General features: G+C 47.0%; 12 protein-coding genes. 8 read left to right on the forward strand and 4 right to left on the reverse strand.

All coding sequences use genetic code 11. From position 1 onward, the window contains the following. Window positions 1-54: 54 nt before the first annotated feature. The 8 genes from rplM to ACH3Y6_RS04310 all read left to right on the forward strand — a co-directional run bounded on the left by rplM (window position 55) and on the right by ACH3Y6_RS04310 (window position 6555). A complete protein-coding gene (rplM, locus tag ACH3Y6_RS04275; RefSeq protein WP_490834342.1) occupies window positions 55-498 on the forward strand; it encodes a 50S ribosomal protein L13 in 444 nt (147 codons plus the stop codon). A gap of 32 nt (window positions 499-530) precedes the next feature. Beyond that, entirely contained in the window at window positions 531-920 is a 390-nt protein-coding gene (gene rpsI, locus ACH3Y6_RS04280) for a 30S ribosomal protein S9 (protein ID WP_490834343.1), read from the forward strand. 107 nt (window positions 921-1027) lie between these two features. Continuing rightward, a complete protein-coding gene (rpsB, locus tag ACH3Y6_RS04285; RefSeq protein ID WP_490834344.1) occupies window positions 1028-1924 on the forward strand; it encodes a 30S ribosomal protein S2 in 897 nt (298 codons plus the stop codon). 119 nt (window positions 1925-2043) lie between these two features. Beyond that, complete coding sequence (tsf, locus tag ACH3Y6_RS04290; protein WP_490834345.1) at window positions 2044-2880, forward strand: translation elongation factor Ts; 837 nt, start codon at window positions 2044-2046, stop codon at window positions 2878-2880. Between the two features lie 193 nt (window positions 2881-3073). Beyond that, a complete protein-coding gene (gene pyrH, locus ACH3Y6_RS04295; protein WP_490834346.1) occupies window positions 3074-3790 on the forward strand; it encodes a UMP kinase in 717 nt (238 codons plus the stop codon). 59 nt (window positions 3791-3849) lie between these two features. Then, on the forward strand, window positions 3850-5151 hold the full coding sequence (locus tag ACH3Y6_RS04300) for a TolC family protein (protein WP_490834347.1): 1302 nt from the start codon (window positions 3850-3852) through the stop codon (window positions 5149-5151). Beyond that, window positions 5148-5393 carry a hypothetical protein gene (locus tag ACH3Y6_RS04305; protein WP_490834348.1) on the forward strand — a complete coding sequence of 82 codons (246 nt, stop codon included), beginning with the start codon at window positions 5148-5150 and terminating at the stop codon, window positions 5391-5393. The genes ACH3Y6_RS04300 and ACH3Y6_RS04305 overlap by 4 nt, the downstream gene beginning before the upstream one ends. Window positions 5394-5403: 10 nt before the next feature. Then, the gene (locus ACH3Y6_RS04310; RefSeq protein ID WP_490834349.1) at window positions 5404-6555 is read left to right on the forward strand and encodes a methionine aminotransferase; all 1152 of its coding nucleotides are present in this window, start codon (window positions 5404-5406) and stop codon (window positions 6553-6555) included. A 66-nt stretch (window positions 6556-6621) separates the two neighbouring features. Here the strand turns inward: ACH3Y6_RS04310 and ACH3Y6_RS04315 are convergent, their stop codons facing one another. The 4 genes from ACH3Y6_RS04315 to ACH3Y6_RS04330 all read right to left on the reverse strand — a co-directional run bounded on the left by ACH3Y6_RS04315 (window position 6622) and on the right by ACH3Y6_RS04330 (window position 14732). Then, a complete protein-coding gene (locus ACH3Y6_RS04315; RefSeq protein ID WP_490834350.1) occupies window positions 6622-8793 on the reverse strand; it encodes a DUF5916 domain-containing protein in 2172 nt (723 codons plus the stop codon). 155 nt (window positions 8794-8948) lie between these two features. After that, a complete protein-coding gene (locus ACH3Y6_RS04320) occupies window positions 8949-9743 on the reverse strand; it encodes a TIGR00266 family protein (protein ID WP_490834351.1) in 795 nt (264 codons plus the stop codon). A 147-nt stretch (window positions 9744-9890) separates the two neighbouring features. Next, window positions 9891-13451 carry an efflux RND transporter permease subunit gene (locus tag ACH3Y6_RS04325; protein WP_490834352.1) on the reverse strand — a complete coding sequence of 1187 codons (3561 nt, stop codon included), beginning with the start codon at window positions 13449-13451 and terminating at the stop codon, window positions 9891-9893. A gap of 81 nt (window positions 13452-13532) precedes the next feature. Beyond that, window positions 13533-14732, reverse strand: a complete 1200-nt coding sequence (locus ACH3Y6_RS04330) for an efflux RND transporter periplasmic adaptor subunit (protein WP_490834353.1) — start codon at window positions 14730-14732, stop codon at window positions 13533-13535. Window positions 14733-14734: the final 2 nt, after the last annotated feature.

Below are 14734 nucleotides of genomic sequence, written 5' to 3' on the forward strand. Positions count from 1 at the left end.
CGCCGTCCATTTAAAATCGGCGGGATAGCGCTGGTTTCATTAAAACGAAAAAATATGAGTAAACTTCATTTCACCACCAAGCATGCGAACGCGGCTACCGTACAGCACAACTGGTATGTGGTTGACGGTACTAATCAAACCGTAGGACGTATTGCATCGAAAATCGCTTCTGTTCTTCGTGGTAAGAACAAGGCTTATTACACCCCGCACGTAGATTGCGGTGATTATGTGATCCTGATCAATGCAGAGAAAGTTGTTTTTACCGGCAACAAAGCTGAGCAGAAACAATACATCAACTTCTCAGGTTACCCAGGAGGTAAAAAAGAAGAAGCTGCTGAAGATCTGCTGAAACGCCGTCCGGAAGTGGTCATGGAAAGAGCTGTAAAAGGCATGCTTCCTAAAAACCGTCTGGGCCGTAAAATGGTCAAGAAGTTCTTTGTGTATGCAGGTTCTGCGCATCCGCACACTGCCCAACAGCCTAAAGAACTGAAATTCTAATCAACTTACACTAACAACTAATTCCAACATAAATGGAAAAACAAAAAAATGCAGTTGGTCGCCGTAAAGAAGCCGTTACCCGCGTTTTCATCAGCAAGGGCGATGGTAAGATCACTGTAAACGACAAAGATTACAAAGCTTATTTTCCACTGGTTTATTTGCAGAACCAGGTAGAGGCTCCGCTGAAAACAGCTGATATGCTGGGTAAAGTGGACATCGTGATCAATGCACAGGGTGGTGGTCTGAAAGGTCAGGCCGAAGCAGCCAAGCTGGGTATTGCCCGCGCACTGCTCGAAGTGAACGCTGAATTCCGTCCAGCACTGAAAGCTGCCGGCCAGCTGAAGCGTGACCCACGTGGTGTTGAACGTAAGAAATTCGGTCATAAGAAAGCTCGTAGAAGCTACCAGTTCAGCAAGCGTTAATACCAGCTATGAGCTGCGAGCCATGCGCTATGAGCTGTTTTTGCTCAAGGCCCACAGCTCATGGCTCGCAGCTTAACCAAATCAAATCATTATAACAATTTATACAAATGGAAAATAACACTTCATTACAACAACAACTGCTGGAGGCCGGTGTACACTTTGGTCACCTGAAAAAGAAGTGGAATCCAAAGATGTTGCCTTACATCTTTGCTGAGAAAAAAGGTATCCACATCATCGACCTGAACAAAACTGTTGATCACCTGCAGGAATCTGCAGCTGCTATCAAGCAGATCGCGAAAAGCGGTAAGAAGATCATGTTTGTGGCTACCAAAAAGCAGGCAAAAGAAATCGTTAGCGAATGTGCCAAGCGTGTAAACATGCCTTTCGCCACTGAGCGTTGGTTAGGTGGTATGCTCACCAACTTCAACACTGTTCGTAAGAGCGTGAAGAAGATGCAGAGCATAGAGAAAATGCTGAGCGATGGCAGTGCAGAGAGCCTGACCAAAAAAGAACGTCTTACCCTGAGCCGCGATAAGGATAAAATGGAGAAAGTGCTGGGTGGTATCGCTCAGCTGGGTCGCCTGCCGGCCGCTCTGTTCCTGGTGGATATCGGTCATGAGCATATTGCTTTGTCCGAAGCCAAGCGTCTGGGCATCACCACTTTTGGTATGGTTGATACCAATTGTGATCCTAATAAAGTTGATTTTGCTATTCCTGCAAATGATGATGCAACCAAATCTATTGCTATCATCACCAACTATATCGTAGCTGCTATCGCTGAAGGTCTGGCTGAACGTCAGGCTTCTAAAGATGAAGAAGAGTCTGAAGATAGCAACAATGAGAACGAAGCAAAAGCCCGTCGCCTGGAAGCTGAAGCACAAGCTGAAGCTGCCCGTGGTGGTCGCTCACGTGGTGCTACCGGTGCAGCCGGCGGTCCTGGTGGAGCACCTAAGCGTCGTGTTCCCGGTAACCGCCGCCCTGCAGGTGGTGGTGCAGGTAAATAAGCCGCTGCTGCAACTACTATTGAATTAATAATTAGTAATCAAGAATTCATCATGAAAACAGTATGATTCTTGATTACTAATTGTTAATTGCGAATTCTTAATCTTTAATTACCAATATAATGTCTACAGTAACTATAACCGCCCAGGATATTAATAAACTGCGCCAGACAACCGGAGCAGGTATGATGGATTGCCGAAAAGCACTGACCGAGACCAATGGCGATTTTGAAGCAGCTATTGACTGGTTACGTAAGCAGGGACAGAAAGTGGCTGCCAAGCGTAGCGACCGTGAAGCGAAAGAGGGTGTCATCATTGCTAAAACCTCAGCTGACAATAAAGTGGGTTTTGTGGTATGTATCAGTTGTGAAACGGATTTCGTTTCTAAAAATGCTGATTTCGTTGCGTTTGCACAGAGCATTGCGGATGCGGCTGTTGCCAATAACGTAAAATCTGTCGAAGAACTGAATGAAGTGGTGATCAATGGATCCAAAGTGGTTGATATGATCAACGACAAACTGGCTGCCATCGGTGAGAAAATCGGTATTGCCAAGTTTGAAAGAATTGAAGCTCCTTATGTGGCTTCTTATATTCACGGTGCATACCGTATGGGTGTACTGGTTGGTCTGTCCGCAGAAGCTGTTGAAGCCGGTAAAGACGTGGCCATGCAGATCGCAGCCATGAACCCGCTGGCAGTAGATGCCAACAGCATCCCTGCTGAAGTGGTGGAAAGAGAAAGGTCCATCGTGGTGGAAACCATGAAAGCTGATCCGAAAATGGCCGGTAAACCTGAAGATATGATCGCTAAGATCGCTGAAGGTAAACTGAACGCTTTCTTCAAAGAGAACACCCTGCTGGCACAACCTTTTGTGAAAGATGCAGGTATTTCCGTAGAAGCTTACCTGAAATCTGCAGGTGATGTGAAAGTATCTGAATTCAAGCGTGTAGCGCTGGGATAATCCCCGGTTAACTGAATAGAGAAAAGGGAGTGCCTGGCACTCCCTTTTTGTTTGGGCTATTCACAGCATACCCACTTTACTGGCGTAATTACGAACCGATTCGTGATTTCTGATACTTGGTGAGAAGTCCCTGTTTTTTCCTTTTGGCAACTCATCGAAAAATCAGGTTATTTGCATACAAATCAACTACCCCATGCTGCCTAAGTTCAAACGCATCCTCCTCAAATTATCCGGTGAAGCTTTACTGGGCGATCAGCGTAACGGCGATCCCTTTAACCCCAAGATCATAGAGCAGTACGCACATGATATCAAACTGGTGACAGAACTGGGTGTGCAGGTGGCCATTGTGATCGGTGGAGGTAATATTTACCGGGGAATGAACGAGGCCGATAGCGGTATTGAACGTGCCCATGGCGATTATATGGGTATGCTGGCCACTGTTATCAATGCCATGGCCATGCAGGCCATGCTGGAGAAGATCGGTGTGTACACGCGCTTGCAGAGTGCAATCAATATGGAGCAGGTGGCCGAACCCTATATTCGCCGAAAAGCCCTTCGTCACCTTGAAAAAGGGAGGGTAGTAATCTTTGGTGCTGGTACGGGTAACCCTTATTTTACTACCGATACTGCCGGATCCCTTCGGGCCATTGAAATGAAAGCCGATGTGATCCTCAAAGGCACCCGCGTGGATGGTGTATACACTGCGGATCCTGAAAAAGACCCTGCTGCAGTAAAATATGAGAAGATCAGCTTCCAGGATTGTATCAGTAATAACCTGAAAGTAATGGATATGACGGCTTTCACGCTTTGTATGGAAAACAAACTTCCCATCATTGTGTTCGATATGAACAAGCCCGGCAACCTGTTACAGGTGGTGGAAGGTGCCAATGTGGGCACCCTGGTAAGCTGATTCATCCGTTCATATAAATTTTTAGACGGGATATAACAGTGTTGATAATTTCACTACACATGAAAAAAATTGCGGTTATCCTCTTTCTGTCAATCGGTATCAAGGGTTTTGCCCAGCAGAAATTAAGCCTTACCGATGCCATCAATACTGCATTGCAAAACAGTTATGATATACAGCTGGCTAAAAACAGCGCTGAGATCAGCAGTATCAATAACCATATCGGTGTGGCTGGCGGATTGCCGGTAGTAAATGCCACCGGTAACGACAATGAGCAGGTGACCAGCATTAACCAGAAATTTGCAGATCCCGCCCGCGATACCAAGCGTAATAATGTAAGCTCTAATAACCTTACGGTTGGATTGACAGGCAGTTTTCTGTTATTCAATGGTTACCGTGTGGTGTCTACCAAAAAGCGTCTGGAAGAACTGCAGCAACAGAACCAGCAATTACTAAGCGTACAGATACAGAATACCATTGCAGCGGTAACCACGAAATATTTTGATGTGGTTCGGCAACAGAGTTACCTGAAAACCATCGCACAGTCTATCGAAGTATCTAAAAAGCGACTGGAGATCTTGCAGGTGCGTAAAGAAGTGGGTATGTCGAACAATGCCGACATCTTTCAGGCACAACTGGACCTGAATGCGTTGGTACAGTCACAGCAGGCACAGGAACTGGTGATCGCGCAGGCCAAAACAGATCTGCTGAACCTTATTTTCCTCAAACCGGATACCCAAATCCTGGTCAGTGATACCATTGTTGTTGACAGGAAAGTGAATATTGACAGCGTAAGGAGCAGCCTGGCCAAAAATCCATTACTTGCTGCTGCCGACAGGCAGATACGTATTAACGAGCTGCTGGAAAAAGAGACCGCTGCGTTACGTTACCCCACCATCCGGGCCAATGCAGGATATAACCTTACCAGCAGTAAAAGTGCAGCAGGTTTTAGTTTGCTGAACCAGAGTTATGGTCCGTTCATTGGTATCAACGTGGCTATCCCCATTTATAACGGCAGCATCAGCAAAAAGCAACAGCAGGTAGCGGCGATCAATACCCGTAATGCTACGATCCAGCGCGACAATATCCTGCTGGACAATGAAACCGGCATGATACGCACTTATCAGGCTTACACCAATTCGCTGACGCAGCTGGAAACAGCTTTACAAAACTATGCCTTATCTACGCAGCTGCTTGACCTGATTCTGCAGAAGTTCCAGCTGGGCCAGGCAACGATCATTGATGTAAAACAGGCACAACAAAGTTTTGAAAACGAAGGCTACCGTTTGGTAAATCTGAATTATGCCGCTAAAGTAGCTGAAATTGAACTGAAGCGATTGGCCAGCCAGTTGGCTTTGCCATGAACCGAAAATGCTCACCCCTTAAGGAATTTTATACCCTCAACTACGCAGAAAAGCAGATTAATTTCACCCAGACCGATCTGCGCAGGACCCTGCACTGGATCCCCAACCTGTTGTATGACGGGAAAGGGAAACCGCTGACATTCTCATTCTATAATAACGACATCAGTAAGAACCTGCAAATAGTGGTGCAGGGCATCACGCAGGAAGGTAAATTGATTTATCTCAGTAAATTGCTGCAATAATTCTGTGTTCATGACCCCGATGATTCAATCCAAACTGCCAACGGTAGGTACTACCATTTTTACTGTGATGAGCCAGCTGGCTACCGAACTGGGAGCCGTAAACCTGGGCCAGGGTTTTCCCGATTTTCCGATGAGTGAGGAACTGACTTCGCTGGTAGATGCTGCCATGAAGAATGGCTTGAACCAATATACGCATATGAATGGCCTGCCGTTGCTGCGTCAGCGACTGGCAGAAAAAGCCGGGGGTCTGTATGGAGCGGCGGTCGATCCTGAAACGCAGATCACCGTAACGCCAGGTGGCACTTATGCCATTTATACTGCCCTGACCACCGTGCTGCGGCCGGGTGATGAAGTGATCGTTTTTGAACCCGCCTATGATAGTTACATACCCAATATTGAGATCAATGGCGCTGTGCCTGTATTGATCCCGCTTCAATTTCCTGACTACTCTATTCCGTGGGATGAAGTGCGTGCCCGGATAACCGCCCGTACGCGCATGATCATGATCAATACGCCCCATAATCCCACAGGAAGTGTATTGTCAGAGCAAGACATCGCTGAGTTGAGAAGCATTGTACAAGATACCGGTATACTCATTCTCAGTGATGAAGTATATGAGCACCTGATTTTCGATGGTATTGCTCACCAGAGCATGTTACGTTACCCAGACCTGCTGGAGCGGAGTTTCGTTTGCTATTCGTTTGGGAAAACCTACCATTGTACAGGATGGAAGCTGGGGTACTGTATCAGTTCCCCCTTACTGATGAAGGAATTCAGGAAAGTACACCAGTTCAATTGTTTCTCATGCGATACACCGAAACAGGTAGCTATTGCCGAATACATAACTAACAAAGAGGCTTACCTGGGCCTGCCTGCATTTCTGCAAAAGAAACGTGATTTTTTTCGTGAGCTGATGAAAGCCACACCCTTCCGGTGTATCCCTTCGCACGGCAGTTATTTTGAGTGCTACAGTTACGGTCATTTCAGCCAGGAAGCTGATAAGGATCTTGCGGTTCGCCTGACCAGGGAATACGGTATCGCTACCATTCCGATGTCGGCTTTCTACAAACACGGAGAAGATAATAAAGTGCTGCGGTTCTGTTTTGCCAAAAAAGAAGAAACGCTGAAAAAAGCAGTAGAGACACTATCGGGATTACAATAGCATCCTACAACTGTGCCTTCGCGTCTTTGCAACTTGTTTTTTCGCAAAGACGCGAAGGCACAGTTATCAGAGGCTCCACCAGTAATTGAACTTCAGTACCAGCGCCCGGTTCTTTACTGAGAACGGGGTGGGGAAGTAGTTGTCTGTATAAACGATGAACAGATCTGATGCGGGTTTGTACCGCCACTGTAACCGGGCATTCACGTTAATGTTTTTCTGCTGCTCGTTGTATTGTACATACGTGGTAATGAAAAGTTTGTTCGTCATGGTCAGGTCTATTTTGGGGCCGATCAGGAAAAAAGAGACATTACCCCAGGGTTTCGGCAGTTTCAACTGGTTATAACTGGTGCTGAGTGCCAGGCTCAGGTAAGGCTGAAAACGATAGCCTATATCAGACAGCCAGTAGAATCTCGTTCCATCTGCGTAATACCCTCCATAACGCACCGTAGCCGAATAAGTAAACAATTTCTGCGGCTGCGATACAACATCGATACCATAGGTGTTGGCAGAATGGCGTGAACCCTTTGCCAGGGAGTCTTTCCCGGTATTGGTAGGATCAAAGGGATTTAGCAACTCAATAAAATCACGCTGGTAAGAACCCGTGAATGTAATGCGGTTTCGCATGGTTACCAGGTAAGAAACATTGAACCAGTCATCTGTTCTGCGCATCTTCTCATCAAAATACATTGCGGCGCTGAACTGTGGTCCATGACTCAGTATGTTACCTTTTTTTGGAAAAAAATTCCGGGTGATGGCAGGATTGAATTTAATATATCCCTGCCTGGGTACATAGCCCGCTTCTGCCGTATAGTTTTTACCAACATATTCATGCTGCCAGCTGATATTCCAGATGCGGCTATTGTAAGTGATACTTCCGCTATGCACCCAATCACTTCCATTTTTACCCGGGGTGAATGATTTGAGGAACATACCTTTTCCTGTCCAGATATTATTGGAAGATGCCAGGTTATATTCCAAACCCAGGTTCCGGTTGTATTTGCTGTACTGGGGTTTGGTAAGATCGGCACCCGGGGTATAATTCAGGGAGGTCTTGTCTATATAGAGAAAACCTACAGAAGAACGTTTAAAGATTTTACGCTGCAGCGAAACCACGGCAAAATTCTGTGCGGGCAGGCCACGTTCTTCCATTTTTTCAGTCTGGATATTCATGGCACCTATCCGCCAGTTCTTATCCAGCTTGCCGCTGAGGCGGGCACCAAAGTTGATGGGCACACCCAGTCCGATCCTTCTTGAGAAAAAGGGGCGGATATTGGTATTGCCAAAGTTGCCGAAGATATCGTTGTTCTCCAGGAAGAACTGTCTTCTTTCTGGGAAGAACAATTCAAAACGATCCAGGTTGGTTACCTGTTTATCCACTTCTACCTGCGAAAAATCCGGATGAAAAGTAAGGTCGAGGTTCAGTGAAGAAGTTACTGAGATCTTGGCATCCAAACCGATATCTGATTTGTATTGCGAAGGCGTTTTGTTGACATAATCTTTTGATACACCTGTAAGCACATAGGGAATCACAGAAACATTGGGACCCTGTACCGGTGGTGCTTCATCCCATACCAATACACCAGTATAGGCCAGTGATGCGGTAGGAAACTGCCTGGGCACCGGTGCCCAGCTGGATTTTTCAGTGGTCTTCAGGTCGTTCCTGCTGAAATTGATACCCCATTCTTTGATACCTTTTTTATAACGGATGGTTTTGAAAGGAATGGCAGCTTCAAATATCCAGCGGTCGGTATGGTCGGTGACTACCGAAGTCCATTTATTGTCCCAGTTCAGGTCGGCTTTACCGCCTTCGTATAAAGTGGCATCCCATTGTGCGCCAGCAGCATTGGCACCGAAGGTGAAACCATTGGTCTGGTCTTCGAAGGGGTCAATGAAAAAAATAAAATTGTCGTTTTTGACAAAATTGAAATCCCGCCTCAGCGATTCCACCATGTTCGCACCTGTTATCTTTTTGTAACAGATAGCGATAATATACAGGTTCTGGTCATCATAACACATCCGTACATCAGTGGGCACCTGGGCCATACTGGTATCCATGGGAAGTACCATATAAAATTTATCAGCCCGCTCTGCTTTTTCCCAGGCAGGATCATTCACAGATCCGTCCACCTGTACGGGTGTGAAAGTACGATGGATGTTGAGCCGGAAAGCGGCATTTTTTTTCTGGGCGACAACGCTTACTGATAACAGCAGGCCAATGGCAAGACAAAAGTTTTTCAATGCAGTAATTTTCCTTGGGGTATGATACCGTAATATAAATGATGTTTCAGTTGCGAGGTAGTTGAAAACCGGTAAATCCCCAAAAAGAAAACCGGAGATAGGCAGAATATTCAAAATCTGCAAATCTCCGGCTAAAAAAGTATCAGTAAAATCGGCTACCAGCCGTCGCCATCCAGCATATTACCGATGCCGCCAAGGATACTTCCTTCTTCTTTGCGGCTGGTGGTTCCATAACGAAGGATCCTTCCGGCAAGCCTGCTGATAGGTAATGTTTGTATCCAAACGGTACCCGAGCCACGTAGTGTGGCAAAGAAAAGCCCTTCTCCGCCAAAAATCGTGTTCTTGATACCGCCTACAAACTGGATATCGTAATCAATACCATTGGTAAAACCTACGATACATCCGGTGTCAATGCGTAAGGTTTCTCCAGGAATTACGCGACGCTCAACCACGTGTCCGCAGGCGTGCAGGAATGCCATACCATCTCCTTCCAGTTTCTCCATAATAAAACCTTCTCCGCCAAACAAACCTGTGCCCAGTTTGCGCTGGAATTCGATGCCGATGCTCACGCCTTTGGCGGCGCATAAAAAAGCATCTTTCTGACATACCACGCGGTTACCATGCCTTGCCAGGTCCAATGGGATGATTTTACCCGGATAAGGTGAGGCAAAACTTACTGTTCTTTTGCCATTGCCAACATTGGTAAATGCGGTCATAAACAGGTTTTCTCCTACCAGTACCCGTTTTCCGGCGTTTAATAATTTTCCGAACAGGCCGCCTTTCTGTTGCTGACTGCCATCACCAAAAAGTGTTTCCATCTGGATATTATCATCCATCATCATAAAGGCACCAGGCTCTGCAATGGCGGTCTCATTGGGATCCAGTTCTACTTCTACATACTGCATTTCCTCGCCATAAATGCGGTAGTCTATTTCGTGATTTTCGATCATTGTTTTTGTTTTTATGAAAATAAGAAAGGCTTGGTTAGTGTAAAAATATTTTCAGGATGAGTGGTTGTGAATCCGTTAATCTCCCAAACAAGACCGCCCCCGTTCTCGGAGGCGGTCTGATTATTCAACCAAAATTCAACTGTCCGTTTATACGGCCGGTGAATCTTTCATTTTACCCAGCCATACTTTTTTACCCTGTATCCTTCTCGCCAGGAACATGATACCTACGGTGATGAAGAAGAACGGACCGGTGAAACCTAACAGTGCCACATACTTGGTGCCATAGAATTTCTCCATCGGTCTTCTCAGTCGCTCACTGATCAGGTACATGCTGGGAACCATTACCAGCGTGAGGAAGAAGGCAAAAATCAATCCAAAGATGATGGTCCAGCTCAAAGGTCCCCAGAACACCACGCTATCGCCACCGAAGAAGATATGCGGGTTGAAATGGGTGAACAGTGATACAAAGTCGATATTGAAACCTACTGCCAGCGGTAACAGACCCAGCATAGTTGCCAGTGCGGTAAGCAATACCGGGATGATACGGATCTTACCCGCTTCAATGGCAGCAGCCCTTGTTTTATAACCCCTGCCGCGAAGTTCGTCAGTGAATTCGATCAACAGGATACCGTTTTTGATCACGATACCTGCCAGGCCGATGATACCTACACCCACCATGATGGTGGCCATGGACATGCCTGTCACCGCATAGCCGATCAATACACCGATAATGGAGAAGAAGATCTCGGTCAACACGATGAACGGTTTGCTCAAGCTGTTGAACTGCAGTACCAGGATCAGGAAGATCAGTAACAGGGCCGATAATAGCGAGGTTCCCAGGAAGCTCATGGTCTCAGCCTGTTGTTCTCCCTCTCCGGTCTGTTTGATGGTTACATCGGAAGGAATACGTGTTTTATCCTTGAACTCTTCGATCTTCTTGGCCAGCTCCACATTGATGGGGCCGGTCAGGGAAGGATCGGTGATGTTGGATTGGATCTGTATGGTGCGTTTTACATTCTTACGTTTTACACCACCGGAAGTGTTGGTATATTCAACGGTTGCCACAGCGTTCAATGGCACTTGTTTGATGCCCATGGTGCTCATGTCACGGAAGGTCAGTCGCATATTCATCAGGTCGCTGATATTGTTACGCTGCAACTGGTTGTAACGGATCTGGATCTTGTATTCATCTTCTCCATCCTTCAGTTTGCTGGCTTCTTTTCCGAATACAGCCGAGCGGATCTCCATACCGATCTGGGCAGTGCTGATACCTTCGCGCAGCGCCCTTTCACGATCGATATTGATGGTCACTTCCGGATTTTGCAGGTCCACATCCATCCGTAAACCCTCTATTCCATGGATGCGGTTGGTATCCAGGTGGTTCTGCAGGTCGTAGGCCACTTTGGCGATCTCGTCGAAATTATCACCACTCACTTCAATGTTCACAGGAGGATCAGTGGGAGGTCCGGCATCTTCCTGTTTTACTTCGATGGTGGCGCCGGGTATGCCGGTCATCTGCTCACGTATGGCTGCCATCAGCGGAGCCGTTGATTTGCCATCACGTTTTTCATATTCCACGAAAGAGATCTGTATACGTCCCAGGTTGCTTTGTGTGCTCCGGTTATTATCTCTTGGGTTATTGGCGCTTACCGCTACGTTGGTGATGACACTTTCTACAATACCACCCTCGTTACCCGGAAGTTCTTTACCCAATACTTTCTGCACCCGCTGTTCAAGTATGCGTGTTACCGAATCGGTTGCCGATGTTTTGGTACCGATCGGCATTTTCAGGTATACATACACGAAGTTGGGATCTCCACTGGGGAAGAAAGGTTTGGGGTTGTTACGCACGATCAATAATCCCAACGCGATCGGGAAGAGCAGGAATAACCACAGCATCAGTCTTGCAGGACGGGCTCCCTTCAATACCCAGTGCAGCATTTTTTCGTAGCTGTTCATCAGACCGGGCAATACTTTTTCCTGGAAATTGTGGATCATGTCGCGCAGTACAAAACGGTTCAGCAGCATCAGACCCGCAACCACCAGCAGGAAGTTGCCAAAGCCATGCCATCCTGCCAGGTTGCACAGGATACCGAATGCAATGAGCACCCAGAACAGCGGCTGCCGGAAGATCTGTTTTTTGGGTTTGTCAAACTCCCTTCCATCCGGGTGCATGAAGCTGACCGCAAAAACGGGGTTGATGATAAAGGCTACGATCAGTGATGCCGCCAATGTCAGGATCAGCATGGTAGGCAGGTAGATCATGAACTTACCAATGATACCCTTCCATAACAGCAGAGGGAAGAAAGGTGCCAGTGTGGTAAGTGTACCGGCCAGTACGGGAATGAATACTTCGCCGGCTGCTTCTTTGGCGGCCCTTTCAATCCTTACCTTACCGTTATTGTAGATACGGTGAGTGTTCTCGATCACCACAATGGCATCGTCTACGATGATACCCAGCCCGAATAATAAGGCAAACAGTACGATGAAGTTCAGTGTCACATGCGTACCTACGATCGAATCGGCCAGCGGAAGGAACAGGAAGGCTACGAATACGCTCAACGGAACACTTAACGCCACGAAGAAGGCATTGGTGACACCCATGAAGAACATGAGCACCACCAGTACCAGTATAAATCCGATGATGATGGTGTTTACCAGATCGTTGAACGATATCTTGGTTTTGATGCTCTGGTCACCGGTGATCACGATTTTCAGGTTCGGCGGCAGTTCTTTTTTCTCTTTCATCTCATCCACGATCGCTTTGATCTTATCCGCAGCATTGATCAGGTTCTCGCCACTTCTTTTGATGATGTTCAGGGTCACCACATTCTTACCATCCAGACGGGCATAACTCTCGGTCTCTTTCACGGTATCAATGATCTCGGCCACATCCCTGAGGTAGATCGGTGCAGCCTGCAGGTTCTTGACCACGATGTTGCGCATATCCAGGGCTGAGTTGAACTGTCCTTTTACACGGATGGTCCTTTTCATCTCACCCACTTCAATCAGTCCACCGCTGATGTCACGGTTCTCGTAACTGATGGCGTTGGAGATATCGTTGAAAGATAGTTTGGCCGCCTGCATCTTAAAGGGGTCCACATTGATCTGGATCTCTCTTTCCGGTGCGCCCACGATATCTGCACGGCTGATCTCGGTCAGTTCCTCAAAATGGTCCTGCATGTTATCAGCGTACTTCTTCAGCGTCATCCCGTCATAATCGCCGCTTACGTTCACGTACATGATGGGCATTTCACTGAAATCGAATTCCTGTACGTTGGGCAATTGCGTAAGGTCGGTAGGCAGGTCGGTCTGTGCCTTGTCTATCGCGTCTTTCACTTTCTGCTTCGCCACTTCCGTTTTTACATCTGTGTCGAACTCGATGATGATAAGTGAGAAATCCTGCTGCGAGGTGGACTGGATCTTTTTCACTTTGGCGCCACTGATACCCTTCAATTGTTTCTCGATGGGGCGGGTCACCAGGTTTTCCATGTCCTTGGGTGAGGTTCCGAAATACACGGTGCTAACGCTGATGGTGGGCACCACGATGTCAGGAAACTGCTCCTTGGGCAGCGTGTTGAATTTATTCAGGCCATACAGGGAGATCAGTATGGTAATGATGTAGATCGCCGTACGGTTGTCAACAGACCAACTGGTGGGTTTGAACTGTTTGAATTTTTTGGCGACACCTTCTATGAATGGATGCATATTATTATTTTTAGTAGTAGCTTGGTTTTTGTGAACTATCAGTGCTGTGATCAGTGATCACCCACTAAGCAGGATTCACGTTTATTTCACCCGTAAGATCTGTCCGTCGTATATGTTCTGGAAACCTTCGGTGATCAGTTTTTCACCGGCGGTTAACCCGCTTTTGACCTCGATCAGGGCCTTGTATAATTCGCCCACTACAATTGTTTTTTTCCTGGCAACCAGTTTGCCGTTCTCGGTAACAGCTATGTACACATATTTCCCTTTTTCATCGGTACCTACGGTGTTCACCGGGATGGCGATGGCATTTTTGGCACTGTAGTCCAGGATGCGTACCTGTGCTATCTGGTTGGGGCGGATAGCAGGATCGCGTGGCAGTTTGGCTTCGGCGCGGAAAGAACGATTATTGGGGTCGATCACTTTACCGGATACAGAAATGCTGGTGCTGAAGGTCTTATTGATATCAGGCAGCAGAATTTCCATGTTTGAGCCTTGTTTGATACGGCCGCTGTAGTTCTCAGGTACATCGGTCACGATCTTGAGGCTATTGGTATTGACAATCTTGATCTGTGGCATGGTTCCGGCAAAACCGGTGAACAGTTCTCCCACACGCACGTTCACATCATCCGCAATACCTTCCACATCGCTGTAGATATTGGTGCCGCTTTGTTGTTCCTGTTGCACCTTGATGGACTCCTCCGCTGCTTTCACCTGTCTTTCCAGTGCTTCCACATTGGTTTTGGCGCTGATCAGTTCTATCTCTGTACCGATGCCCTGTTTCCAGAGGTTGTTCCTCCTGTTATATACATCCCTGGCAAAACCCAGTTGTGTTTTTACCGCTTCGGCATTCTGGCGCGATGCAGCGATCTGTTGTTTCACAATCGCGTCGTCCAGTTTTAAGAGCAGCTGCCCTTTTTTTACGAAATCACCTCTTTTTACATAAATGGCTTTCACCTGTCCGCCACCCAAACGGGGCGAGATATAGGAAATATCATCAGCATCCACTCTGCCCTGCAGGTCGATGTAGTGCGAGAAATCCTGTGTAGTGATGTCGGCAACACCCACCAGCTTGGCCACATCTTCTCTTGAAAAGGATGTATCCAGCAGGGAGATCTCTTTTTCAAGCGATTTCATCTTATCGGTGATGATACCATGTTCTTTTTTCAGTTTGTCCAGTTCCGCTTTTTTAGCGGCCAATGATCCATTGCCTTCCGTTTTATCGCTGCAGGCAGCCAGGACAAGGGAACCGCTGATGAAAATGATTTGTATGAACTTTTGCATAT

The sequence above is a fragment of the Sediminibacterium sp. FW305-C-269 genome, from assembly GCF_058231045.1.